Raw genomic sequence first — 22,785 nt, 5'->3', positions numbered from 1 at the left:
TGATCGCCTACGTGGGAACCACACTTTAGCGCGCCGAATTATTCGTCGGTCATCCAAAGGAGACACCAATGAAGAAGTTCGTCGCCGTCACCGCTCTTACGCTCCTGTGCGGCTCGGCCTTTGCTCAGAACACCGGTCCCGCTCCACAGACAGGGATGGAGAAACCCGGAGTGACGAACGGTGCCAAGCCAGATGGTTCGATGGATACGACCGGCATGAGCGCGACCAAGGGGAATATCAAAAGGGAAAAAGACGGTGCACCGGCCCCAAAGCCAGAGAAAAAGTAAGTCCGACTGTACTTGGAGTGCCAGTACCAAAACCGGACATCCGATGTATGAGTACACGTTGCGGCCGGCGAGGGGAGTTAGGATCGTTTCGATGACGGTACCAACATGATCTTGGACGCCTGTCCGGAGCATGCCCATGATCGACTATGTGATTGGTAGGGTGGATCGGAGCTTGAAGCTCAAGCTGTTTCACACGCTCTACGCGTCGGAGCAGGCGGGCTATCACCCGGCATAACCAGTGCGTTCCGCGATGACTACCGTCAATCGATCGCGAGCGGCCTAAAAGCAGCGTCCGACAAGTCATACCATGGAGGGAGCTTCCGCGGCGGCTATGGCCACGGGCTTGCCGCTGATGTCGTGAGCGTCAAAGGCGCGACGCGGGCGGAGCGCTGGGTTTCGACTGAGGCCCTTTGGAAATGGATCGATGCGCGCGGACCTGATTTTGGAATCGGGCGACCGTATCTCGATCGAGATCCGCCGCATGTCGCGCCGATAGACGGCAAGGAATGCGCCGCTCACCGCAGCGGGACGAAAGCTCAACATGCGCAAGCGGATATCAAGAAGCGCAACAGGGGCGCTCTGCAGATCGTGGCGAGACGATCAAAAACCGCAAAAGCGTCGAAGGGGAGAACGATCTGATCCCGTCCAGCTGCGCTTTTCAACAAGACGCGGGCAAGAATGCCTACCAATCCCGTCACCGTGCAGAAGTATCGCGGCGCCTGTCTCGCAACAGCAGATTTGGCCGTGGGTCATCGTGTCGTCGCGATCGTTTCGGCGATCGGCGAGACCACAGACGAACTCGTCAGGATGGCCTATCAGGCAGCCCGCATCCTAATCGCCGCGAACTCGACAGGTTGTTGACCACCGGTGAGCGCATCAGCATGTCCTTGATGAGCATCGCACTGTCTGATCTCGGCGTGCCGGCGATCGGCTTTCGCCGGCGAAAAAAACCAGCATTATGAGGGCTTGCGATCCGCAGGACACTCGACGCGTTGCGCGCGCATTGGAAGGGAGCAAACCTGCGCAAGCGGCGCGAGAGTGGCGGTGAAGCGGACGTCGCGGGTGCGCCCTTTGACTTCCGGAGTCTCGCCCCAAGCGGAAGTCCCTCCTGCTTCTCAACCGCACTAGGCGCTACTGGGCGCTAGTTTTGTCGTTTAAGCTGTCAAATCCACCGAGTTGAACAATCCTTTCGAAGTCGCCAAGCGTAACGACGCGGCGCTTTAAATCAAGGATGCCTTGGGTTCGGAACGCCTGAAGGACGCGGTTGACATGCACGACGCTCAATCCAAGCGCGTCGGCCAGCTTCGATTGAGTGATCGGAAAGTCAAACTGCTCGTTAGCGACCATACCCATCGCTCCAAGCCGCTGGCGCAATTCCGCAATCAAATAGGCCATGCGCCCCGATGCGGATCGTGTGCCCAAATTGACTATCCATTGCCGGAACAATGCGGCGTCAACAAGCGACTCGCGCCAGAGCGCTCGTGCCAAAGCCGGATGCGTACTAAGGGTTCGTTCGAGCGCATCGTGATCAATAAAACCAAGTTGCGCTTTCGACAGCGTGGTCAGGTCGTGGTCCATCCGCTTCAGTGGCAAGCCGTGAAGATCGGGCATGTCGCCTGCGATGTGGAATGATAGAATCTGCCGTTTGCCATCTTCCGACACTTTGGATCGATAGGCAAAGCCGCTCAGAATCACGCAGCATTGGGTACTAAGCTGCCCTTCGCGAAAGATCGATGAATCTTCCGGCAAACTCTTCACCGATGCAACAATGGACCGGAGGGCTTTCGTATCCTCGTCGGGTAACTCAGAGTGCTGCCGCAACTTCCGGATCATCATCTCGATGGGCATCTGAAGTTCCTTGTCAACCTTTCGGGACGGGAAGCTGTCGCTTCCGCCCCGACCATACGCTTGGAACGGGCGTGGATGTAGATAATTGTCCCGCCAACTTGAGCGCAATAGTTCCAATCAGTGGCCCCGAAATGCCGCGGTATTTTTTTCACATCCAGCACCGACAAAGGGATCCAGACGAAACCGGCATGGACCTACCCGACAGCGACGCCGCTTGGAAGGAGGCCACCATCACCGCTGGAAAATTCCTTCAGGACCTCGATGGCACGCTGAAGCCCGGCCAGGAATGGCGGATGGAAGTAACTGACGAGGCGGGAAATCTAATATGGGTCCTCCGCCTGTCGCCTGAAAGGCACTGAAACGCCGGCGTCGGCAACTGCCGTACTTTTAGCAAGATAGATGGACGCGATTGCCGTCTCATCGGACCGGCGATGCCGCGACCTCACTCCTGGTTGTCGTGCAAACCGTAACTATTTGAACCCGGCCCTGCCGCGGTATGGCAGCGGGCCGCCGAAAAGCTCCCTCGTGGCTAGCCTCGAAAAGCTGCGACCTTCATGCCCACTCGCCTCGAAGATTTTGGAAGCTGCCAACTGCGGAGAGGTGTCGCCCCGAAGGTCTCAAGCAGGCCGGACGCCGAGCTCTCTCGCAAGCGCCGAATATGTGACGTTGACCGGGCGAGGCGGCGACCCGAACGTCGCCGCGAGGGGCGCGAACGCGCGCGGGCGAACGGTTCCTGGACGGTGTGCGCCTTCGGAAGACGACGAGATCCGGGCTCTTGCTGGTTAGCGTGCGAACGGGATTTCACGCCGTGTCGGCGACGCGCGAATGTTGCGGATATTGCACGAGCATCGACCTCGCGCACACACGTAGGAGCCGCCACGATAGCAGCGGCACCTTTTCTTCAAGACAACAGATAGTCTGACGTTCTACTGAGGTGATCGCTTGGTGGCGGATCCGCTCTTGCCCCCCGGAAGGCCCTTGATGTTCGAGGGATCCTGTTCCTGCACCGAGAGGTTTTGTTGGCTTGATCCGACTGTGCCCTTTTGTGCAGCAGGTCCGTTCTTGTTGCCAGCTGAACCGCTGATGCCGGCACCGGAATTCTGCGCGCTGGGCGCCGTTGCCGGACTTGTGCCCGCGGCAGCGGTGTTCGGCTCGCCAGGCGGATGGGAGGCAGCGCCCGGCTTTTCTTGTTCTCCGACATAGCCCGACGCGCCTGAGTTCTGGGTTTTCGCACCCTTGTCGGCTTCGCGCTGAAGGTTTTGCCCCGGGCTCGTCTGCTGGGCGGCTGCCGGAAGGCCAATCGCCGTGGCCGCGAAGACGAGCATCAATAGAGTGGGTATCCGCATGACTGCTTCATCCTTCGTCTGCTTCTCCCGCAAGGTTGAAAGTCAAAAACAACCGGATAGAAGGCGCGGCGTTCCTTTAACGATCGAGGATGGCCGACGGCCCTGCTCGCGATCACCTCACAATGAAATCCATGTCGGATACCGGCCTCAGATGCGACTACGTCTTTTCCCCGCGACAAGGCCTAAGAGGCCGAAAGTCTCACCCAAGGCGGCCACGCCGGTTTGGTGCCGGACTCCGCGGAACATCGCGAGGTTCGTGGTGCAGGAAGTTGAAAATCGCGGCCGTGCGCTTCACCAAAAGCCCCAAATTCATCACACGCCGCTTCGCTAAGTAGAAAGCTGACTGACGCCGCATCGAGCCCTTGGTCCTCTCAAGATGGGGTAGGGCCGCGCGGCAGCCGTAGAACACGCCGTCGACATCGGTCGACAGGACTTTTCGCCATCTATCGTCGCTAATGGACGCCGGGTCGCCGCCTACATGGACGCCCGCGTTGTTCACGATGACGTCTAGCCGGCCGAAGTGGCCGACTACTGCGGTGACCATTGCGTCGACAGCCCTGGAATCCGACACGTCGGCGGCATGGGCCATCGTCCGGTCGGCCGGCAGGCTCTTGGCGACCTTTTCGAGGGCGTCCTTGTTGCGGTCGACCAACGCGACCTTGGCGCCCTCGGCCGCGAACCGGCGAGCTGTTGCTTCGCCGATGCCGGACGCCGCGCCGGTAGTGATGATGACCTTTTCCTGGAACCTTTCGTCCACAGAGGGGTCCCGTTGATCCGTGGCAAGGACAGCCATTCTCGCGCCGAGAACCGGCAGCCGATTACGCGCCTTCAGGCAGCGCGCCGCTTTCTGGTCCGCGCCGCCTTCTTGGCTGATCGCGACCGATCCGCAGCGGGCCGGTTGGCCGAGGCGGCGCCGCCGAGACGGCCGCCTTTCTTCGACGGCGAATGGTCTTCTTCCGTTCCGCGGCCGGAGCCGCTTTTCTTGCCGCCGTGCGTCTCCTTGTTCACGGTCGCCCAAGCGCGCCGCTCGGCCTCCTTCTCCGGAACGCCGCGGTGCTCGTAGCCTTCCTCGATGTGCTCTGCCTGGCGCTTTTGCTTTTCAGTATAGCTGGACTTGTCGCCGCGAGGCATGGGGTCCTCCCTCGATTGAAATATTCGGTTCAAAACCGGGAAGGCTTGTCTGTTCCAGTCATGACGACAAGTTTGTGGCGCGGTCGCCGAGCCAAATCCCAACTGCGCAGTCACAGCCAAACGACCTCACGCCGCGACGACGGGAACCTTTCCGTGATTGCGTCTTTTTGAATCGGTAATGAGCGTCGAGACTGAATTGAAGTTCCAAGCTTCGCCCCGCGGGCTATCGGCCATGACGAAGGGCGGCGTCCCCGGTGTGCGACGCGCCGATTGGTCCCAGCAAGATCTTGTTTCGACGTATTTTGATACGAACAAGCGCGAGCTCAAGCGGAGTGGCCTCACGCTGAGGGTGCGCCAGGTCGACAACAAGTTTGTGCAAACGGTAAAGTCTACTGCTTCAGGAAACCTCACGCGTGGCGAATGGGAGGCCGAGGTCGATCGCCTCAAGCCGGACATTGCCAAGGCGGAAGGTACGCCGCTCGATGATTTCAGCGCCAAGAACTTGTCCCGGAAGCTGAAGCCGGTCTTTCGCACCTCGATTCGTCGTGCCGTACAGACAATTCGAACCCGCCGCAGCGAGATTGAGCTCGCGATCGACCGCGGCAAGATTTCGGCCGGCGGCCGCTCGCAACCGATTGCCGAACTCGAGCTCGAACTAAAATCCGGACGTCCGTCAGATCTGTTTTCGTTGGCGCGAAAGTTCGACCGCAAGACCGCCGCCGAACTCGACTTGCGATCGAAGGCAGAGAAGGGCTATCGGCTCCTCGAAGATAACGGCGCAAGAGCGATGCATGCGGCACCTATTCGGCTTGATCGTGAGTTGGCGCCAAACGGAGCCTTCCGCATTGTTGCGTCTGCGACGCTCCGGCATTTTGCATGCAATGCGGATGCGGTGCGTGCACTGGATTCGGAGGCAATCCATCAGATGCGCGTAGGCTTGCGGCGAACGCGCGCCGCCATCTCGCTCTTCAGCGACGTCCTTCCGCGAACGAATACCGCGCGGATTAAGGCTGAGCTTAGATGGCTCACCCGTGAGCTCGCGCCAGCTCGCGAGATCGATGTATTCTTGAAAGAGCGCGTTCATCCCGTCGCGCATGAGAACGTGCCAAAACGCGGCTCTCGCGCTATCGAGAAGAAGTTTGCCGCTCAACGGCTTGCGGCCTTCAGGCGCGCTGGACGGGCGGTGGCGTCGGCCCGGTTTCGTCGTCTTTTGCTCGATGTGATCGAATGGATCGCGACCAACAGCGCGTCAGCCCACGACAAGCGATTGATTGGTCCCTATGCGGCAGCACTGCTCGACCGGCGCATCAGGAAGGCACGCAAGCAAGGCAAGCGCTTGCAAGAACTCGATCCGACGCAACGCCACAAACTACGCATAAGAATCAAGAAGATCCGTTATGCAGTCGAGTTCTTTAAGAGCCTTTACGCCCATAGCGATCACAAGGAACTCGCAGGGCTCTCCGACCGGCTCAAGAGAATTCAATCGGCCCTTGGCTCCTTGAATGACTTTATGGCGCATCGCGAGATGGGGACTAATGCTGCGCTGAACGCCCCTCGCGCCAATCGGAGGGCTCAGGCATTCGTGTCCGGATTTGTGGTTGGTCGCGAGCGCGAGGCGGCAACCGGTTTGATGAAGGCGGCGTCCAGAGAAATCGGCCGGCTGCGCCGTTTGCGCAGTGAGCCTCGTTAAGCGCAGTCGACCGGGAACCTGTGCGGCCTCTCGCAGATGTTTCATACAGCGCGAGCGAAGTTGATCCGACGACATTTGCGGTCCCCTAAGAAGCGTCCCGGCCTGTGTCGGAAAAGTGCGCTTGATTGCAACGGCAAGGCGAGGACTGAAGCCCACATTCCAGTCGGCCAAGGGCCAGCACCTTGATTGCGTATCGATGAGTGCTATGTCGTCCCTGGGGAAGGGTGCAAGGCCACCTGTGACGGAGAGTTCGCATGCGCATCGAGCCAGTCTTCTTGTTCGATCTCGACGGTACGCTGGTCGACAGCGTCTATCAGCACGTGCTGGCCTGGAAGCATGCACTCGATTCCGAAGGAATCGAACTATCGGTCTGGCGCATCCATCGCAAGATCGGCATGAGCGGTGGCCTCTTCACCAATCAACTCCTCCGGGAGATCGGCATCGAGATCAGCGCGGAGCGCATCGACCGCCTACGGCGCGCGCATGCGGCCTCTTACCAGCAACAGGCAAGCCAGGTCCGCCCCCTGCCGGGCGCGCGCGACCTTTTGCGGTGGTTGTCGGAAGCTGGAATTCCGTGGGCGATCGCGACCAGTGGTCGAATGGAAACCGCTGCCGTCAATCTTGCTTCGTTGGGCGTCGATCCGGAACGAGCCTCGGTCGTGACGCGCGATCAGGTCAAGTATGCCAAACCGGATCCGGATTTGTTTCTTGCCGCGGCCGCGCGGCTCAACGCGCCAATCGAAACTGCCATCGTGGTCGGCGACAGTGTCTGGGACATGCTGGCGGCCGTTCGTTGCCGTGCACTGGGAGTAGGTCTCCTGAGCGGCGGGTATGGACCGGACGAACTCAGGCAATCCGGGGCGTTTCGCGTCTATGACGACCCAGCCGACCTGTTGCGCCGGATTGACGAGGTTGGAGGACGGCGCTGATCGATTCTTGTCTTCATAAGTTGAATGAAAAGCAGCGGCGGCGTTGTTATTGCGGCGGTCAGGCGCGCCCCGCGCCGATTTCGCGCTCCCCTTGCGGTCAGAAATCTATTTTCGGACCGTCGGTCTGGCCGCGTCGCTCGCAAAGCGCAGGCGCGTCGTCGAAGCCTGCCCTTCCGGCCGGTCAAGACCGTCTCTCCTTCTAGATAATCTTGACATTGGGCTCGCGTTCCCAGACGCGGAGCTTCCCGAGGCGGTCGACAAATGATTTGGCGTCCCCGGCGCTTTCCAAGGTGACACAACTCTCGTCCAAATCATCGGCGGCGATGCCGGCTTTCGCGAACAGCGGTAGCGCAGAGCCAACGTAGCCGATGAACTTGCAGTGGGCAAAGGCGTCGGCGACAAAATCCCGTGCCGATGACTCCTGCAGCAAATCGTCCATGGCCGCCTGTGTCGGTAGCAGGGCAACGGCATCGTACAACACCGAGGGCCCGCCATCGATCATTTGATCAGCGTGGATCCAGCTGCCGTCGTTCGCCCTGGCTCCGGTGACCGTCGGCGCAATGATCTCGTACGTCGCTCCGGCCTTGTCGAGCGCGGCCTTGAGTCCCTGAAGGAGACCGGCATCGGTTCCGTCGGAAACCAGGATACCCAACTTGCGGCCCTCGAAGCGCTCGGGTCCATTCTCGACGATGCTCAGCGCCGGGGAGGGATTGAGATCCAGACGTGTCGGCACGGCAGCGTCTGCCGGCTTTGGCATCTTCTGCAGACCAAGTTTGCCGGCGACGTTGTTGGCCAGCGTCTCATCGATGTTCAGGAGATGCGAGACCATCCGTTCCCGGATCGCAGGCGTTTGAACTTTGCTGAGTTCGAACGTCAAGGCGGCAGCGATATGCGCCTGCTCTCCCATGGTTTGACTGATAAAGAACTGACGCGCCTGGCTATAATGGTCTGCGAAGCTCTCGGCGCGCAGACGACGTTTGGGGCCTTGTTCGACGTCGGCGAATGACGCGAAGCCGCGCTGTGGCGACTCTCTGGGGCCTTCGCCGAAGGAGTTCGGTTGGTAGTTGGCGCGCCCGACTGGATTGCGCAGGGCCATGTGGCCGTCCTGCTGAAAATGAGAGAACGGGCATTTGGGCGCATTGATCGGGATGTGCGTGAAGTTTGGGCTTCCGAGCCGCTTGAGCTGGGTGTCGAGGTACGAGAAGTTGCGTCCCTGCAGCAGCGGATCGTTCGAGAAGTCGACCCCCGGCGGAACGTTCTGAGTCATGAAGGCGACCTGTTCGGTTTCCGCAAAGAAATTGTCGGGCATGCGATCGAGCACCAACCGACCAGCGGGGATGGGCGGCAGTACTTCCTCCGGTATGAGCTTCGTCGGATCAAGCACGTCGAAGTCGAAGGAATCGGCGAAATCCTGATCGAAAAGCTGCAGTTGAAGTTCCCATTCGGGGAAGTTGCCGGTTTTGATGGCGATCCAAAGATCCCGGCGATGGAAGTCAGGATCGGCACCGTTGATTTTGACGGCTTCGTTCCAGACCACCGACTGCATGCCCAATTTTGGCTTCCAGTGAAATTTCACGAAGGTGGACTCGTTCTTCGCGTTCACAAACCGGAAGGTGTGCACACCGAAGCCTTCCATGAAGCGGAACGATCGCGGGATAGCACGATCGGACATCACCCACATGATCATGTGCATGCTCTCGGGGGTGAGACTGATGAAATCCCAGAAATTGTCGTGGGCCGATTGTGCCTGCGGAAAGGCGCAATCAGGTTCCTCCTTCACAGCGTGGACCATGTCGGGAAACTTGATGGCGTCCTGGATGAAGAAAACCGGGATGTTGTTGCCAACGATGTCCCAATTGCCTTCCTGTGTGTAGAGCTTTACGGCGAAGCCACGGACATCCCGGGCGAGGTCGAAAGAGCCCTTGCTGCCGGCCACGGTTGAAAATCGGACGAAGGCTGGTGTCTTTTCACCGGTGCGCTGGAACAGGTCGGCCCTGGTATACTTCGACAAGGGCTTGTAGTTCTCGAAGAAGCCGTGCGCCGCGTAGCCACGTGCATGCACGACCCGCTCGGGGATCCGTTCGTGATCGAAGTGGAAAATCTTTTCCCGAAAATGGAAATCCTCCAGCAGCGTCGGGCCACGCGGACCGATTTTCAGGGAGTTCTGGTCGTCGGAAACCGGACCACCCTGCGCCGTCGTGAGCATAGGCACCTTACCTGATGCAATTTGATGAAGTTCGCCTGCTTCACCACGTTCAAGTTTTTGGTCGTGAATGTGTGCCGTCCCGCGCAATTCGCGGGTTGGTTTCGTTGCCTTCGCCATTGCTTGGTTTCCTGGAGGACGAACTAGCGAGTCCTAAGTCCCGCCAGACGCACTACGTTCCTATTCGGGCGCCAACCCTGGTCAGCAGCGCTTGCAAGCGCTTCGGGTGCCGATCGCTGGACGCTTGCTTCCGCGCGTGCCGTCCTGTCGCTTACCGGACCCTGGGAATCTCGATCGTCTGGCCCATGACCTGATATTGTTGTCCGATCGTTGCTCAACCTACCCGCAGCGTAGGCGGATCAGGTTGGCGCGCTGGTCCAGAGACATCATGGGCTTGAGCCGCTGAAGGTAACACGGACACTCCGTCTCCGAACCGATCGATCCTCATTTTTCCGGCCCCCAATCGAACGCGAGGAACGAAGGTTTCTAGGCCGCGTTGATCGGTCTTCCCGAAGGAGAAGCCGGAGAAGGATGACTGATTTGACCGCGGAGAAGCGAAGTCGGTTAGGCATCCTGTCACCGAGTTCATCGCCGGAAAAGCCGGCGAAGAAAACGTCGTCGCGGTCGAGGCAGTGAGGTATTTGCGTGGACCAAAGCCGTCCCGAATGCGCCGTGTGAAATAACGAAGGGCCGATGGACAATCTGACGAAAAAAGAACAGCCGGACCGGTCGAAGATCAACATGCACGAGCCGTTTGAGGTCAAATACTGGACTCATGCGCTTGGCGTGTCGAAGGAAGAGCTTCAGAAGGCCGTCGACAAGGTCGGGAATTCTGCAGCGACGGTGCGCAAAGAGTTGGGCATCAAGGAGTAGGCATGGCGACCGAACAGCAGATACGAGACTACGCGCACCTGCTCTGGGAGAGAGCTGGGAAGCCAGAAGGCCGGGACACCGAATTCTGGCACGCGGCGGAAGTCGAGTAAAATGCAGAACGCGAGAGCCCTGACGCGCCGACGGAGATCGACCAACCCAACAGGACCACGCTTCCGGGGTGATCAATTCACCCGTCCAATTTTGAACCGCTTGGGTTGGGTAGCGAACCGTCATGGCGCTTCAGGCGCGATGGCCAGTTTCCAATTGGTCTGAGGTTCGCATTCGCGAAGGCTCGCGACTCGATAGCCCTTATGAGGAATCTGGCCGTCTTCCTCGTCAACAGCAGGATCGTTCTCCACCAACAGCTGTACCACGCGCCAGTTTCAACTTCTGCGGAGTTACTATCCGCTCGCGAGTGTTCATCCGCGCATCGGGCTTGTTGGCCCGCATAGGAACTTTTGGTTTCCCGGCCAGATTGTCAGGACGATTTGAGCGGAGGAGGCTTGCATGAACCAGCTGATTTACCTGGTGGGACTGATCGTGGTCATCCTTGCGGTACTGTCGTTCTTTGGATTGCGGTAGGTACATCATGGACAGTCACCAAAGTGTTGCCGACGTCGTCGACAACAAGGGCGGCTTGCGCCTGCAATGGAGCCCGGTCTTCGCGGGTGCGCTCGCCGCAGCTGCTCTGTCGCTGATCTTGATCAGCTTCGGCGCTGCAATCGGCTTGGGCGTTAGCTCGAGTTCACCTTCATGGCGCGATGCATCGTCTGCGCTCGCGTTGCTGTCCGGGCTGTACTTGGTCCTGCAGGCGCTGGTGAGCTTCGGCGTCGGCGGCTATATTGCCGGCCGCGCGCAGCAGGCGATCGGCGCGACGCCGGCCGACGTGATCGAAAGCAGCGACGGGCTTCATGGTCTGACCGCCTGGGCGCTCGCGGTCATCGTCGGGGCGGCGGTTGTTGCGCTGGTCGGACTATCGGCCGCGCGTCCGACGATCCAGAATCGGCCGTCGGCCACGGCGGCGGAGCCGTTGCTGAGTGCCGAGCTTGACCGGCTGTACCGGTCGCCACGACGTCCGGCCAATATTGACATCGGTTACGAACGGGCTGAGGCGGGCCGCATTCTATTGACTAGCTCCGGCCATAGCGGCGTGAGCACCGAAGATCACAGCTATCTGATCCAGCAGGTTGCGGCGGCGACGGGGTTGCCGGCTGCCGACGCCGAAAGGCGCGTCGACAGCGTCATGGGTGATGCCAGAACCGCCATCCAGCGGTCGCGGCGCAGCTCGGTGATCCTGGCATTCTCGGCTGCGGCGGCGCTGCTGTGCGGCGCGGTCGCAGCTTGGGTTGCGGCCTGCGCCGGAGGTCGCCACCGCGATGGCGCACCACTGCCGGAGTGGATAGATAGTAGGCCAACCACGGCCGTACCGAGCGTTTGAATCGTTGATTGCACGTGCCCGAGGAAGACAGAGATGGCAACGATCTTGATCATGGACCACACCGGCGACACTCGCCATTATTTCGATCCGAGTGACAGCGAGCAACTCGCCTGGGCGAACGCGCGCTTTGCCGAACTGACGTCGGATGGCTACACCGCCGCAGTGCGGAGATCGCACGGCGAAGCCGCGCTCGTCCGGGCGCTGGATCCGACCGCCGAGGAAACCTTGTTCTATCCAAGGCTGGTCGGCGGATAAGGCCATGATGGCCCGTCTGCGCACCGTGCCTCTACTGTCCGCTTGCGGCGCGCCGTCGGTACGCTGCGTGCGACGCTATCCGCGATTTGGGAGCGCTGGCAAGCCCACGAACGAAACGAGGCGCGCGGGCTGGCGCTGATGTCCGCATGGTTGTCGCCCGAGCAGCGCTCGCAGTTCGAAAAATGCAACCGCTTCGACGTCGTTGGCTCGGAGTCGGGCAGCCGATATCGAATTTGCTACGGGACATCGACCAACGTCTATGAAATAGGACGACACAGGCCGCATTGTGGTCGGCTGGTGCTTTCGGCCGGTCGGTTGCCTGGTGCCGGGCGATGTGATGCTTGCCCAGAAGATCGCGCTCGAAACCGACGAGCGCGCGGCCCTCATGGTTGCTAGGCCGTTCTCAAGTTCCCTGCCGCCGCGCACGCATCTCGCTCCGATCAGCTAGGCACTCGGTTGGCGACCGGCCACGTGGCGGGAACGTGGTAGCCGGCCGACGCCGACGCCGTCAAGCAGCGGCTCATGGGACCTCGTCACTGCCATGCTCACCGATTCCGGCGCCGCCCGGCCGGAGCCGTCTCGAGCGGCGGGGTGGGGAACGTCGATGATCCTGCCGGGTTGTCGGATGCCGACTTGCATTGGATATCGCCATGGGCGCCAATACCCGATCGCCTTCGCTGAGCCTGATCTTCCGCTCCTATCTCGGGGACTTGCGACATTGGATCGGACGCCTGGTGACCGGCTACGCGGTGGCGTGCGGAGTCATGCTGTTCGGCGCGGTCTCGCTCTTGATTGCGATCGGGATCGGGATTGGCGCGGCTTTTGACGCCCTTGAGATGCGCTACGACATCTGGATCGCATACGCGGTGGTCGGAGGCGCCTTTCTGTTGCTCGGGCTTGTTGGGCTGCTGGCGGGTCGTATTCTGCTCGCCCGCCCAGCGCCGGCGGTGCCGCGCCCCAGCCGGCAGTCCGACATGCTCAAGCGTGCCATCGCAGTGCCCGTCGCGGCGCGGCTGATCGCTACCTCCCGGTCGGGATCGGGGGCAGCCGTCGACCCGAAGACCCAGGTGCTGGCCGCCGGGGCTGCAATCATGCTCGTCGGCTGGTTCGCCGCATCGCGCTTCAAGCGGCGGCACGACGGCATTTAGGACTAGCGATGGCACAGCGCTCCAGTTGGCCAAACGACCTGATGCTTGCCGGTGCGACGGCTCTGGCAACCCTCGCGATTTATCGACATATCTCGCGGCGGGAGGCGCCGGTCGAACGCGAGCAATGCGTCGAGCCCGCATTGGCCGAAGCACAGGATCGTGGACGGCTGGCTGAGACGCCGCTTCAGATTCCGGCCGCGGGGTGGAAAGATATTCTGCTGCGAACCTATCAGCAGATCGACGAGGACCGGCTGCTGGCGACCGCCGCCGGCGTCGTGTTCTACGGCCTGCTGGCGGTCTTCCCGGCCATCACCGCGTTGGTGTCGAGTTACGGCCTGTTCGCCGATCCGTCGACGATCTCGTCCAATCTGCAAAGCCTCGCCCTGATGCTTCCGGAAGGTTCGTTTGCGATCGTCCAGGACCAGATCGCCCGCGTGCTGGCGAAGGGCACCTCGACGCTCGGCCTGACCTTTGTGGTCGGTCTGCTGGTTGCGATCTGGAGCGCCAATGCCGGCATGAAAGCGATCTTCGACGCGCTTAACGTCGTCTACGACGAGAAGGAGAAGCGTGGCTTCTTCAAGCTCAATCTGATATCCCTCTCATTCACCGTCGCAGCTCTGATCTCGATCATGCTGATGGTCGGAGCTGTGGTCGTCGTGCCCCTTCTGCTGCAGCAGTTTGGCCTGGGCACACGGGCCGAGCTTATCGTCCGGTTCGGACGGTGGCCGATCTTGCTGCTCCTACTCCTAACGGCGCTTGCGGTGCTTTACCGCTATGGCCCCAGCCGAGCCAAGCCGCGCTGGCAATGGCTCAGCGTCGGTGCCCTCGCGGCGGCTCTCCTATGGCTGATCGGTTCCGGGCTGCTCTCCTGGTATCTTGCAAACTTTGGAAATTACGGCGCAACCTATGGCTCGCTCGGCGCGGCCATTGGCCTGATGACCTGGATGTGGATGTCCGCTATCATCGTGCTGTGTGGCGCAGAATTGAATTCGGAGATCGAGCATCAGACCGCTATCGATTCGACCGAGGGTCGCGGCAAGCCCCTCGGGGCGCGGGGCGCAAGGATGGCGGATACGGTTGGCAGGGCGTCATAGCAAGACGCTCACTGTCTAGTACCGCCGCACGATTGACCGGAAAGCGATCCAGATCGCAACCGACAGGAGTCCCAATCCACCGCGCACCAAGAAGGCTGGGCCGTAGCCGATCCATTGTGCGATCCGGCCGCCGAGTGCGGAGCTGAGCGAACGCCCAACGCCTTGTTCCGTTCAGCGACCGCGCAACCATTCCGGAAGCGCGGCGGACGCTTTTGCCTGGCGATGGCGCATGTTCCATAAACGCACGTGACCGCCGCATGATGCCGAGGTGGTTGCTATTTTTCGCAACCGCGTAAGTTGCGATGTACATAGGAACCAATAACAGCACCCGCGCTTGAGCCAAATGGTTCAGGTCAACGTGCTGGAAAGACCGATCGAGCGCATCAAGGAAACCTGCGAGCTAATGGGCATCGCAGACAAGTTCGATTGTGCGCTTCCCGAGCTTGAGACGTTTCTCGAGGCGGAGGTCGCGAAGGGCGAGGTGAGAGAAACCAGGCTGACCGTTGACGGGCTGCGCTACTTGCGACGGTTGCTGACGGAGGCATTACGCTCGCCATCGCAGGACGTCAGATAGCTGTGCCGCTTCGCCTTGATCATGGACCGGTGAAGAACGCCAACGGAGCAACTCATGAATCTGAATGGCAAGAAAATTGCTATCCTCGCAACGCATGGCTTTGAACAGTCGGAGCTCGAGGTGCCGCGCGATCGCCTGAAAAAGGCCGGCGCCACGGTCGAAATCGTGTCGATCGCCGCGGGCGAGATCAGGGGATGGGACAAGAAGGATTGGGGACGTCCGGTCAACGTCGACAAAACGCTGGATCAAGCGGCAGCTTCAGATTACGACGCGGTCGTCCTGCCGGGCGGACAGATCAATCCAGACCTGCTGCGTGTCGAACCCAAGGCGCTGAAGTTCATCAAGGATATGTTCGACGCGAAGAAGATCGTCGCAGCGGTCTGTCATGCGCCCTGGCTGTTGATCGAGACCGGGATCGCCAGGGGCCGCAAGATGACCTCCTACAAGTCGATCAAGACCGACGTGGCGAATGCCGGCGCAATCTGGGAGGACGCCGAGGTAGTCGTCGACCAGGGCCTCGTGACTTCTCGAAATCCTGGAGATCTTGAGGCCTTCAGCGCTAAGATCATCGAGGAGGTGAGAGAAGGCCGGCATACACAACGCAGCGCCGCGTGAGGCGGCAGTCATAGCGTTCTCGGATGAGATGACCCGATGCGCCGAGGCTCGCCTATTCCAAGGCCTGCCTTGCCGCGGCGATGAACCATTGCCCCGTCACCGGTGGCAAGCACGTTGGGCCTGCACATTTCCGCTTGATACATTTCCGCTTGATGATGGCAGGCGCGGAGATGTGCCGGACGGCGGCTTGACAGCCCGCTTCGGACAGCCGAAGCGTGGTTCGCATCTATCCTATGAAAACGTAGACGAGAATGTGTGCCGGGACGAGGCCGCACACACCTTAGGAACATCGCTCTGAGCGCGCCGTTGGGCTTTTTTCGGAGGTGCGCAAATGCACGAGGTCGTGACTGTCACCACGCGCTCTATCAATCCCGCCTCTACGGCAAAAATTGGCATCCATCCCCTCCATCCCATGCTGGTGCCATTTCCGATCGCCTGCTTCGTCGGCACGTTGGTGACCGACATTACTTACTGGCGCACGGCCGAAATGATGTGGGCGGATTTCTCGGCCTGGTTGTTGTTCGCGGGACTGATCATGGGCGGTTTTGCCGCAATCGCCGGCCTGATTGATTTCCTGGGTAATCGCCTGATCCGCGGGCTGCCTTATGCCTGGTTGCACATGGTCGGCAACGTCGTCGTTATGCTGCTCGCGCTGTTTAACGCGTTAATCCACAGTCGCGACGCTTGGACGTCGGTGGTGCCGACCGGTCTGGTGCTGTCGGCGCTGACGGTCCTCGTCATGCTGTTCACGGGCTGGCTCGGCTGGGCCATGGTCTATCGGTATCGGGTCGGAGTGGCGGACTGATGCGATTTGATCCGACAAACGTAACTCGCATCGCACTGGTCGGAGCGCTGACGGCCGGGCTGGGACTTGCTGGCTGCAGCAGGGAGACGGCCCCCGACCCGAAAACCCAGATCGGTGCGCGGCCCGATCTGCCGGCGCTGCAGCAATATCTGGTGCCGCCGATGCATGTCGCTTCGGTTGTTGGCTGGAAGCAGGGCGAGAAGCCCAAAGTGCCGGACGACCTGCAGATCAACGCACTCGCTACCGGCCTGCAACATCCCCGCTCGCTCTTCGTCCTCCCCAACGGCGACATCCTGGTGGTCGAATCCAAGGCACCAGGGACCGAACCGATCAAGCGGCCGAAGGACTTCATCATGAAATGGGTGGAGTCATGGGCGACGTCCGGCGGTGACACCGGGGAAAGCAATCGCATCACGCTGCTGCGCGACGCCAATGGTGACGGCAAGCCGGAGATGCAGAGCGTTTTCCTCGATCACCTGCACTCGCCGTTCGGCGTCGCTTTGGTCGGCAATGATCTCTATATCGCTAATACCGACGCGATCGTCCGTTATCCGTATCACGAGGGCGATACCAAGATCACCGGGCCCGGTCAGACTCTGATTCAGCTGCCGGGCGGACCGATCGACCATCATTGGACGAAGAGCCTGGTGGCAAGCCCGGACGGCGCGCTGCTCTATGTCGGTGTTGGCTCCAACAGCAACATCACCGAGAATGGTATCGAGGCGGAGAAGAACCGTGCGGCGATCCTCGAGGTCGAGCGCACCACGGGTCGGTGGCGGATATTCGCCAGCGGGCTCCGAAATCCGAATGGTCTGACATTCGAGCCGCAAAGCCACCAGCTGTGGGCTGTTGTCAACGAGCGCGACGAGATCGGTCCGAATCTCGTGCCGGACTACCTGACGTCGGTGAAGGACGGTGGCTTTTACGGGTGGCCCTATAGCTATTTCGGTCAGAATGTCGATCCGAGGGTAGAGCCGCAGCGACCGGATCTCCTATTGAAGGCAATTGCGCCGGATTATGCATTGAGCTCGCATGTCGCGCCGCTCGGGCTTGCTTTCTCCGCCGGAGCCAGCCTGCCATCGGCCTATCGCGGCGGTGCCTTCATCGGCGAGCACGGCAGCTGGAACCGACCGCAACTCAATGGCTACAAGGTTGTCTATGTGCCGTTCGCAGATGGCCATCCGAACGGACCGGCCCTGGACGTCGTAACAGGCTTTCTCAATGAAGATGAGAAGTCCCGCGGCCGGCCGGTGGGATTGGCGATCGACAAATCCGGCGCCCTGTTGATTGCCGACGACGTCGGCAACACCGTGTGGCGCGTGACCGGCTCGGGTCAACCCTGAGGGCTCGCTCAACGGCCGCGACGAACCCCGATTGGGGATTCGTATCGGCTGACAGTCTCGATCCGCTCGACGAAGAGTCGATGGAAGCGAAAATACAGAAGGCGGGGAACTGTCGATCAACGTCAGGATCGACCTGGACGTATTCGTAATGATGATCGCCGGCCTGGTCGTGGGAGGCCCTGAACGGAAGGTTTAGGAACGCATCCGAATGTCGGGGCTTTCTCCTCTTGAGAGATCGTCATGAATCTTGAGGAGATCGTCATGAGCAAGAAACCCGTGACGGAGGAGTCCGGGCGCTCGAGCGACTGGGGTTCGCATGCGCAAACCGATAAGCCGTGGAAAGGCAATCCCGAGAAGGAGCAACGCTCCAAAGACGAGACCCCGGACCTTGAAAAATGGCATGAATCGAACACGCAATGACAGGGGCGAACCAACGGTCACCGGCCTATGAATCGCGGCGTTCGAACAGGCGACCCCTCAGCCGGACGTTCGGCAATCTCCGGAGTGATCTATGGATATGGGTCTGGAAATCATCTGCGGCATCGCAGCGCTTGTGCTGCTCACCGCGCTGATTTTCGCAGTGCTGCAGCATCATTTCCGCAACAGGCGGTCGGTCCAGGCCGGCGACGAGGTTGTCCGCGAGAGATTGGAATGAGACATGACACAGCGCTTTCCTGACTTAGGAGGACATGATGGGATTGGCTCAATATGCGGTGGTCGCCGCCGGTGAAGAATGGGGCGTCCTGCATGATGGCAATGTCAACGGCGGATACGCCACCAAAGAGGCGGCGTTCGAGTCGGCAGCAGCCGCCGCGGCGCTGGCGATCAGGATGGGGCACGAGGTCCATCTCAGCGTGCCCGGTCGCGAGGAGGGCGAGGCGGCCCTGACCAAGCGGCCAAGCTAATAGTCCGGCGCGCTCGGTGAGCCGGCTGACCAGTCGGAGCCGACAGAATTGGCTCGCCAAAGCAGCGCCATGACCAGCGTCACGAACCTCCGGTGATCAAAATCCACGGAAGGTAACTGGCCATCGACGAGCCTCTAAGCACACTCCGCCCCGCGATCAATGGCCGCGGAGCGGAAAGCGACATCAAAGAGATAGTCGACGCAAGCGGCGCCGTCATGGCGTCGCTGCTCCTGAAATCGGCCCCTGCAGTGCAGCGGCTCGCTCAGTTTAGCGCGTTGATCGCGGAGGCGCCGGCCCAAGCAGTTCGCAAAGCCGTCTGGCGTCGGTCGGCGCCGCGCCTTTTTGGTCGTTGTCGAAATAGACATAAACGTCGCATCCCCGCCGTTTCCAGCCGCGGATGCGCTCCGCCCAGTCGGACAGCACCGCCCGCTTGTAGTGGCCGCTGTATCGGCCCCCTGGACCATGGCCGCGAACATAGACAAAGTCGGCTGTCCGCTTCCAAGGCGCCGGCGCGTCGTGATGATCGGAAATGCAGAGTGCGATGTTGCGGGTCGCCAGGAGCTTCAGGATGCGCGGCGCGTACCAGCTCGGGTGACGGAATTCGAAGGCGTAGCGCCGTCGCCGCTTCAGTAATTTCAGAAACGACGCCAGCCGATCGGCGTCGATCGTGAAATTGGCCGGAAGCTGAAACAGGATCGGACCCACCTTGTTGCGCAGCAGGAATAGACGGTCTTCGAGCAATTCAAGGCTGTTGACCGAGTTCGCGGAGAGGCGCTTCCAGTGCGTGATGAACTTTGAGGCCTTCCAGGCGAAGACGAAATCCGCACCCGTCGCATCGTGCCAACCGGTGACTGTCTTTGCCGTCGGCGTGCGGTAGAACACGCCGTTCAGCTCCGTGGTCCGGAACTGGGTCGCGTAATAGTCGAGCTGCTGATTGAGCGGCATCCCCTTCGGAAAGAATGACCCGCGCCAAGACGAATAGTGCCAGCCGGAGGTCCCAATCAGGATGCGCGTCATGCCACGGTCCGGGCTAGTTAACGAAGTCGTCTTTGGTGATCCCGCTGCGGTCGGCAAACGTCGGCTTTCCGCCCGAGCACCGAGCGACCGCAGGGAAGGGGCTCGTTCGGTCGCAATCATGCCTCCGCGGTCCTTTCACTCCTTCCCCGGAAGGATCGTCTCCAGTACCTGCCGTGCGGCACCACGGATCACGCCAACCTCGTTGGGATCGCCCTTGGCCAAGGCAATGGAGAAGTTCTTGGCCTGCTCCAGCGTGATGTGCGGCGGAAGTGGCGGCACCTCCGGATCGGTCTTCACCTCGAGCACCACTGGGACGTCGCTTGCGAGGGCCTGATCCCAGGCCGGCCCGACGAGATCGGATCGATCGACATAGATGCCGCGCAGTCCGATCATCTCAGCAAAGCGTGAATACGAGACATTTGGGATCCGCTGCGACGCTTCGAACTTCGGGTCGGCATTGATGATCCGTTGCTCCCAAGTGACCTGATTGAGGTCCTCATTGTTGAACACGCAGACGATCCAACGATGGTCTTTCCACTGCCGCCAGTATTTCGCGACCGTGATCAGCTCCGCCATATTGTTCATTTGCATGGCGCCGTCGCCGACGAGGGCAATCACGGGACGGTCGGGGGCAGCATATTTGGCCGCGATCGCGTAGGGGACCGCTGCTCCCATCGAGGCTAAGCCGCCCGAAAGCGAGGCGTTCATGCCGTGCCGCATCTTGAGGTCACGGGCAAACCAGTTAGCGCAGGAGCCGGAATCGCTGGTGATGATGGCGCGGTCGGGAATGCGGGGCGACAGCTCCCAGGTGACGCGCTGCGGATTGACCGGCTTGGCGGGCTGCCGCGCGCGATCCTCCAGTGTCGTCCACCACTCGCGGACCTTGCCCTCGATCGACTTTCGCCAGCCGTCCGGGCTCTTCTGCTTCAGCCGCGGCAGCAAGGCGCGCAGTGTCTCGGCGGCGTCGCCGACGAGGCCGACCTCCATCGGAAAGCGGATCGACAGCATGCTGGCATCGATGTCGATCTGCACGCCGCGGGCGCTGCCTTCCTTGGGCAGAAATTTGGAATAGGGGAAGGCGGAGCCGACCATCAATAACGTGTCGCACTCCATCATCAGGTCGTAACTCGGCTCGGTGCCGAGCAGTCCGATCGAGCCGGTGACCCAAGAAAGGTCGTCGGGCAGGACGGCCTTTCCAAGCAACGCCTTCGCACAGCCGGCGGACAGCCGGTCCGAGACAGCGATGACCTCTTCGGTCGCACCAAGCGCCCCGGCTCCAATCAGCATGGCAACTTTCTTGCCCGCATTAAGAATGTCCGCGGCGTGGTCGAGGTCAGCTTCATGCGGGACGACGCGGGGCGGGGTGTATCCGATGCTGGAGCGCAGCGTGCCATGGGCGCGCGGCGGGTCCTGGTAGGCCTCTTCCTGCAGGTCGTTTGGAAGGATCACCGCGGTCACGGTGCGGCGGGCCAGCGCGATGCGCGCCGCGCGGTCGATTAAATGGCGGACCTGCGCAGGCGTAGACGCCTGGGCGACATAGGCGCTGGCTACATCCTTGAACATCGAGACGAGGTCGAGTTCCTGCTGGTACTGGCCGCCAAGCGCATTGCGCGCCTGCTGGCCGACGAGGGCGAGCACCGGCTGATGGTCCAGCAGCGCGTCATAAAGCCCGGTTGTGAGATGAGAGGCTCCCGGCCCCGATGTCGCAATGCATACGCCGAGACGCCCGGAGAACTTTGCGTAAGCCGACGCCATGAACGCGGCCATTTCCTCGTGACGCGCTTGGATGAATTCGATACGGCCGCCTGCGCGATTGAGTGCGCCGAAGACGCCATTGATGCCGTCGCCGGGGTAGCCGAAGATGTGCCGCACGCCCCAATCGTGCAGGCGGTGGACGATGAAGTCGCTGACAGTTTTGGACATGGGAGGCCACCTCGGGCTGACGTTGGGGTTGAACGATTCGATCGGCCGGCCGTTCCTATCCAAGGGGTTCCGCGATCAGTGCCGGTGGAGCAGACCGAAGATCAGCGCGACCACCGAGAACGCCGCGATCATGCTCGAAAATGCGATGTCGGCGACGGTCATATCGGTAAGGCTCGACAGCACGCCGACGCCGATCACCGGCAGCGCATTGCCGCTGAAGCCGCACACGAAATAGGTCGAAACCACGGCGGCGCGCTCGTCGTCGGGCGCGATTTGGTTGACCACCTGAAGGCTGCCGCGGTAGCCGAGCCCCGCGGATATAGCGACAACTGTGGTGGCCGCGAGCATGACCCATGCCGATGCGAAAACCTGCGCGATGACGATCGCTGCGGCTGCGGGGATCATCAGCGCGAGCGACCACAGCATCGAGGTCCGGCTGGCAAGTGTCCGCGTTGCCACGATGACCAGCGCGACGACGATGGCAAGTTCGAACAGCAGTGCACCCGCGGCGGCACGGTTCTCGATGTGAAGGTCGTGCGCCAGGATCGCGGGCATCAAGGAGGCATAAAAGCCGACCAGCGCCATCAGGCCGAAGCCAGTGATCGCCGGGGCCACGAATTGAGCCTGGACCTTTCTTGGCGACGCCAGTTTCGGGCGAATTTCGATCTGCCCAGGGTCTGGATGCTGCACGGTTTCCGGTGTGAACCAGATCAGCGCGGCGACCGCGCACGCGACGACGAGATAAACAACGAACGACAGCTGCAACGGCCACGGTGCATATTGAGCGAGCAGCCCAGACAGCAGCGCCGCTACACCGAGGCCGAGAAAATTGGTGCTGGTGCCTATGATGGCCGCGCGCCCTTTGTCGGCCCCGCCGACGAGCTCAGCGAGCCATGCATTGCCGGTGCCGCTGGCAAGCCCAATCCCAAGGCCACTGAGGATGCGGCCGATGTAGAGCCAGGCGATGCCACGGGCGAAAAGGAAGACCAGAGCGGCGAGGAGCAGGAGCACAATCGCCGACAATGCCGTCACCCGCCGGCCGGCACGGTCGGATGCACGGCCAAACAACAGCAGTGCGGCTATATTGCCGATCACATAGGCCGCATAGATCAGCGTCAGGGTAATCTGCGAGAAGCCAAAGGCCTTCTGATAAATCATGTACAGCGGCGTGATCAGGGTGCTGAGGCCGAAGGCTGTGGCAAGCAGCATCCCAACCGCAGCGAATGCCGCCGTATGTCGAAGTTCCACCCGTCGGGTGCGCATGCCGTCAAGCTGCGCCATTCGAATTGCCTCATGAAGCCGGAATAGCGGGGCAATCCGCGCTCGGGGCGTTCGTTCCAGGCGAGACCGCCGGCAGCGAG

25 protein-coding genes and 1 pseudogene are annotated in these 22,785 nt (G+C 61.1%); 18 read left to right on the top strand and 8 right to left on the bottom strand.

What is annotated here, in order from left to right; translation table 11 throughout:
• Window positions 1-68: 68 nt before the first annotated feature.
• Both AC066Y_RS29195 and AC066Y_RS29190 read left to right on the top strand, forming a co-directional pair.
• On the top strand, window positions 69-287 hold the full coding sequence (locus AC066Y_RS29195; RefSeq protein ID WP_478276878.1) for a hypothetical protein: 219 nt from the start codon (window positions 69-71) through the stop codon (window positions 285-287).
• Between the two features lie 130 nt (window positions 288-417).
• Window positions 418-926, top strand: a pseudogene (locus AC066Y_RS29190) (peptidase M15); the annotation flags it as partial.
• A gap of 492 nt (window positions 927-1,418) precedes the next feature.
• On the opposite strand, the gene AC066Y_RS29185 reads toward AC066Y_RS29190, so the two are convergent.
• Window positions 1,419-2,135 carry a Crp/Fnr family transcriptional regulator gene (locus AC066Y_RS29185; RefSeq protein ID WP_478276877.1) on the bottom strand — a complete coding sequence of 239 codons (717 nt, stop codon included), beginning with the start codon at window positions 2,133-2,135 and terminating at the stop codon, window positions 1,419-1,421.
• Here AC066Y_RS29185 and AC066Y_RS29180 point away from each other — a divergent pair.
• The gene (locus AC066Y_RS29180; protein WP_478276876.1) at window positions 2,021-2,494 is read left to right on the top strand and encodes a DUF6894 family protein; all 474 of its coding nucleotides are present in this window, start codon (window positions 2,021-2,023) and stop codon (window positions 2,492-2,494) included. The genes AC066Y_RS29185 and AC066Y_RS29180 overlap by 115 nt on opposite strands.
• 567 nt (window positions 2,495-3,061) lie before the next feature.
• Here AC066Y_RS29180 and AC066Y_RS29175 read toward each other — a convergent pair.
• The 3 genes from AC066Y_RS29175 to AC066Y_RS29165 all read right to left on the bottom strand — a co-directional run bounded on the left by AC066Y_RS29175 (window position 3,062) and on the right by AC066Y_RS29165 (window position 4,612).
• Window positions 3,062-3,481 (bottom strand): hypothetical protein, encoded by a 420-nt coding sequence (locus tag AC066Y_RS29175; protein WP_478276875.1) that lies wholly within the window; start codon window positions 3,479-3,481, stop codon window positions 3,062-3,064.
• A gap of 199 nt (window positions 3,482-3,680) precedes the next feature.
• Window positions 3,681-4,238: an SDR family oxidoreductase gene (locus tag AC066Y_RS29170; RefSeq protein WP_478276874.1), complete on the bottom strand. Its 558-nt coding sequence runs from the start codon at window positions 4,236-4,238 to the stop codon at window positions 3,681-3,683.
• Window positions 4,239-4,309: 71 nt separating this feature from the next.
• Complete coding sequence (locus AC066Y_RS29165) at window positions 4,310-4,612, bottom strand: plasmid stabilization protein (RefSeq protein WP_478276873.1); 303 nt, start codon at window positions 4,610-4,612, stop codon at window positions 4,310-4,312.
• Between the two features lie 178 nt (window positions 4,613-4,790).
• Between AC066Y_RS29165 and AC066Y_RS29160 the strand changes: the two genes are divergently transcribed.
• On the top strand, window positions 4,791-6,302 hold the full coding sequence (locus tag AC066Y_RS29160) for a CYTH and CHAD domain-containing protein (RefSeq protein ID WP_478276872.1): 1,512 nt from the start codon (window positions 4,791-4,793) through the stop codon (window positions 6,300-6,302).
• Window positions 6,303-6,556: 254 nt separating this feature from the next.
• Window positions 6,557-7,231: an HAD family hydrolase gene (locus tag AC066Y_RS29155; RefSeq protein WP_478276871.1), complete on the top strand. Its 675-nt coding sequence runs from the start codon at window positions 6,557-6,559 to the stop codon at window positions 7,229-7,231.
• A gap of 199 nt (window positions 7,232-7,430) precedes the next feature.
• Here the strand turns inward: AC066Y_RS29155 and katE are convergent, their stop codons facing one another.
• Window positions 7,431-9,554: a catalase gene (gene katE, locus AC066Y_RS29150; RefSeq protein ID WP_478276870.1), complete on the bottom strand. Its 2,124-nt coding sequence runs from the start codon at window positions 9,552-9,554 to the stop codon at window positions 7,431-7,433.
• Between the two features lie 573 nt (window positions 9,555-10,127).
• Here katE and AC066Y_RS29145 point away from each other — a divergent pair.
• The 13 genes from AC066Y_RS29145 (at window position 10,128) to AC066Y_RS29085 (ending at window position 18,484) form a co-directional block, all read left to right on the top strand.
• On the top strand, window positions 10,128-10,307 hold the full coding sequence (locus tag AC066Y_RS29145) for a DUF3606 domain-containing protein (protein ID WP_092117711.1): 180 nt from the start codon (window positions 10,128-10,130) through the stop codon (window positions 10,305-10,307).
• A gap of 2 nt (window positions 10,308-10,309) precedes the next feature.
• Entirely contained in the window at window positions 10,310-10,417 is a 108-nt protein-coding gene (locus tag AC066Y_RS29140; protein WP_478276869.1) for a DUF2934 domain-containing protein, read from the top strand.
• Between the two features lie 479 nt (window positions 10,418-10,896).
• The gene (locus tag AC066Y_RS29135) at window positions 10,897-11,745 is read left to right on the top strand and encodes a hypothetical protein (protein ID WP_478276868.1); all 849 of its coding nucleotides are present in this window, start codon (window positions 10,897-10,899) and stop codon (window positions 11,743-11,745) included.
• Window positions 11,746-11,778: 33 nt separating this feature from the next.
• Window positions 11,779-12,000 carry a hypothetical protein gene (locus AC066Y_RS29130; RefSeq protein WP_456657176.1) on the top strand — a complete coding sequence of 74 codons (222 nt, stop codon included), beginning with the start codon at window positions 11,779-11,781 and terminating at the stop codon, window positions 11,998-12,000.
• Between the two features lie 650 nt (window positions 12,001-12,650).
• Window positions 12,651-13,148, top strand: a complete 498-nt coding sequence (locus AC066Y_RS29125) for a hypothetical protein (protein ID WP_478276867.1) — start codon at window positions 12,651-12,653, stop codon at window positions 13,146-13,148.
• An 8-nt stretch (window positions 13,149-13,156) separates the two neighbouring features.
• The gene (locus AC066Y_RS29120) at window positions 13,157-14,242 is read left to right on the top strand and encodes a YihY/virulence factor BrkB family protein (RefSeq protein ID WP_478276866.1); all 1,086 of its coding nucleotides are present in this window, start codon (window positions 13,157-13,159) and stop codon (window positions 14,240-14,242) included.
• 343 nt (window positions 14,243-14,585) lie between these two features.
• Window positions 14,586-14,816, top strand: coding sequence for a hypothetical protein (locus AC066Y_RS29115; RefSeq protein WP_478276865.1), 231 nt, complete (start codon window positions 14,586-14,588; stop codon window positions 14,814-14,816).
• A 54-nt stretch (window positions 14,817-14,870) separates the two neighbouring features.
• Window positions 14,871-15,431, top strand: coding sequence for a type 1 glutamine amidotransferase domain-containing protein (locus tag AC066Y_RS29110; protein WP_478276864.1), 561 nt, complete (start codon window positions 14,871-14,873; stop codon window positions 15,429-15,431).
• Window positions 15,432-15,762: 331 nt separating this feature from the next.
• A complete protein-coding gene (locus AC066Y_RS29105) occupies window positions 15,763-16,236 on the top strand; it encodes a DUF2231 domain-containing protein (RefSeq protein ID WP_478276863.1) in 474 nt (157 codons plus the stop codon).
• Window positions 16,236-17,579, top strand: coding sequence for a PQQ-dependent sugar dehydrogenase (locus AC066Y_RS29100; protein ID WP_478276862.1), 1,344 nt, complete (start codon window positions 16,236-16,238; stop codon window positions 17,577-17,579). Before AC066Y_RS29105 ends, AC066Y_RS29100 begins: the two co-directional genes overlap by 1 nt.
• Window positions 17,580-17,840: 261 nt before the next feature.
• Window positions 17,841-17,999: a hypothetical protein gene (locus AC066Y_RS29095; RefSeq protein WP_478276861.1), complete on the top strand. Its 159-nt coding sequence runs from the start codon at window positions 17,841-17,843 to the stop codon at window positions 17,997-17,999.
• Between the two features lie 91 nt (window positions 18,000-18,090).
• Window positions 18,091-18,234 carry a hypothetical protein gene (locus AC066Y_RS29090; RefSeq protein ID WP_478276860.1) on the top strand — a complete coding sequence of 48 codons (144 nt, stop codon included), beginning with the start codon at window positions 18,091-18,093 and terminating at the stop codon, window positions 18,232-18,234.
• A 37-nt stretch (window positions 18,235-18,271) separates the two neighbouring features.
• Window positions 18,272-18,484, top strand: a complete 213-nt coding sequence (locus AC066Y_RS29085) for a hypothetical protein (protein WP_478276859.1) — start codon at window positions 18,272-18,274, stop codon at window positions 18,482-18,484.
• A 267-nt stretch (window positions 18,485-18,751) separates the two neighbouring features.
• Here the strand turns inward: AC066Y_RS29085 and AC066Y_RS29080 are convergent, their stop codons facing one another.
• The 3 genes from AC066Y_RS29080 to AC066Y_RS29070 form a co-directional block, all read right to left on the bottom strand.
• Window positions 18,752-19,501: a DUF72 domain-containing protein gene (locus AC066Y_RS29080; protein ID WP_478276858.1), complete on the bottom strand. Its 750-nt coding sequence runs from the start codon at window positions 19,499-19,501 to the stop codon at window positions 18,752-18,754.
• 135 nt (window positions 19,502-19,636) lie between these two features.
• Complete coding sequence (locus AC066Y_RS29075; RefSeq protein ID WP_478276857.1) at window positions 19,637-21,424, bottom strand: thiamine pyrophosphate-requiring protein; 1,788 nt, start codon at window positions 21,422-21,424, stop codon at window positions 19,637-19,639.
• 75 nt (window positions 21,425-21,499) lie between these two features.
• Window positions 21,500-22,705, bottom strand: a complete 1,206-nt coding sequence (locus tag AC066Y_RS29070; RefSeq protein ID WP_478276856.1) for an MFS transporter — start codon at window positions 22,703-22,705, stop codon at window positions 21,500-21,502.
• Between the last annotated feature and the right edge of the window lie 80 nt (window positions 22,706-22,785).

This window comes from Bradyrhizobium sp. USDA3010 (assembly GCF_056429065.1).
Note: the sequence above shows the minus strand (reverse complement) of the source record. Positions and strands in the feature narration are given on the sequence as shown.

Coding starts and splice junctions, on each gene's coding strand:
- AC066Y_RS29195 (WP_478276878.1), top strand. CDS start 69: ATGAAGAAGTTCGTCGCCGTCACCGCTCTTACGCTCCTGTGCGGCTCG.
- AC066Y_RS29180 (WP_478276876.1), top strand. CDS start 2,021: ATGAATCTTCCGGCAAACTCTTCACCGATGCAACAATGGACCGGAGGG.
- AC066Y_RS29185 (WP_478276877.1), bottom strand. CDS start 2,135: ATGCCCATCGAGATGATGATCCGGAAGTTGCGGCAGCACTCTGAGTTA.
- AC066Y_RS29175 (WP_478276875.1), bottom strand. CDS start 3,481: ATGCGGATACCCACTCTATTGATGCTCGTCTTCGCGGCCACGGCGATT.
- AC066Y_RS29165 (WP_478276873.1), bottom strand. CDS start 4,612: ATGCCTCGCGGCGACAAGTCCAGCTATACTGAAAAGCAAAAGCGCCAG.
- AC066Y_RS29160 (WP_478276872.1), top strand. CDS start 4,791: ATGAGCGTCGAGACTGAATTGAAGTTCCAAGCTTCGCCCCGCGGGCTA.
- AC066Y_RS29155 (WP_478276871.1), top strand. CDS start 6,557: ATGCGCATCGAGCCAGTCTTCTTGTTCGATCTCGACGGTACGCTGGTC.
- katE (WP_478276870.1), bottom strand. CDS start 9,554: ATGGCGAAGGCAACGAAACCAACCCGCGAATTGCGCGGGACGGCACAC.
- AC066Y_RS29145 (WP_092117711.1), top strand. CDS start 10,128: ATGGACAATCTGACGAAAAAAGAACAGCCGGACCGGTCGAAGATCAAC.
- AC066Y_RS29140 (WP_478276869.1), top strand. CDS start 10,310: ATGGCGACCGAACAGCAGATACGAGACTACGCGCACCTGCTCTGGGAG.
- AC066Y_RS29135 (WP_478276868.1), top strand. CDS start 10,897: ATGGACAGTCACCAAAGTGTTGCCGACGTCGTCGACAACAAGGGCGGC.
- AC066Y_RS29130 (WP_456657176.1), top strand. CDS start 11,779: ATGGCAACGATCTTGATCATGGACCACACCGGCGACACTCGCCATTAT.
- AC066Y_RS29125 (WP_478276867.1), top strand. CDS start 12,651: ATGGGCGCCAATACCCGATCGCCTTCGCTGAGCCTGATCTTCCGCTCC.
- AC066Y_RS29120 (WP_478276866.1), top strand. CDS start 13,157: ATGGCACAGCGCTCCAGTTGGCCAAACGACCTGATGCTTGCCGGTGCG.
- AC066Y_RS29115 (WP_478276865.1), top strand. CDS start 14,586: ATGGTTCAGGTCAACGTGCTGGAAAGACCGATCGAGCGCATCAAGGAA.
- AC066Y_RS29110 (WP_478276864.1), top strand. CDS start 14,871: ATGAATCTGAATGGCAAGAAAATTGCTATCCTCGCAACGCATGGCTTT.
- AC066Y_RS29105 (WP_478276863.1), top strand. CDS start 15,763: ATGCACGAGGTCGTGACTGTCACCACGCGCTCTATCAATCCCGCCTCT.
- AC066Y_RS29100 (WP_478276862.1), top strand. CDS start 16,236: ATGCGATTTGATCCGACAAACGTAACTCGCATCGCACTGGTCGGAGCG.
- AC066Y_RS29095 (WP_478276861.1), top strand. CDS start 17,841: ATGAGCAAGAAACCCGTGACGGAGGAGTCCGGGCGCTCGAGCGACTGG.
- AC066Y_RS29090 (WP_478276860.1), top strand. CDS start 18,091: ATGGATATGGGTCTGGAAATCATCTGCGGCATCGCAGCGCTTGTGCTG.
- AC066Y_RS29085 (WP_478276859.1), top strand. CDS start 18,272: ATGGGATTGGCTCAATATGCGGTGGTCGCCGCCGGTGAAGAATGGGGC.
- AC066Y_RS29080 (WP_478276858.1), bottom strand. CDS start 19,501: ATGACGCGCATCCTGATTGGGACCTCCGGCTGGCACTATTCGTCTTGG.
- AC066Y_RS29075 (WP_478276857.1), bottom strand. CDS start 21,424: ATGTCCAAAACTGTCAGCGACTTCATCGTCCACCGCCTGCACGATTGG.
- AC066Y_RS29070 (WP_478276856.1), bottom strand. CDS start 22,705: ATGGCGCAGCTTGACGGCATGCGCACCCGACGGGTGGAACTTCGACAT.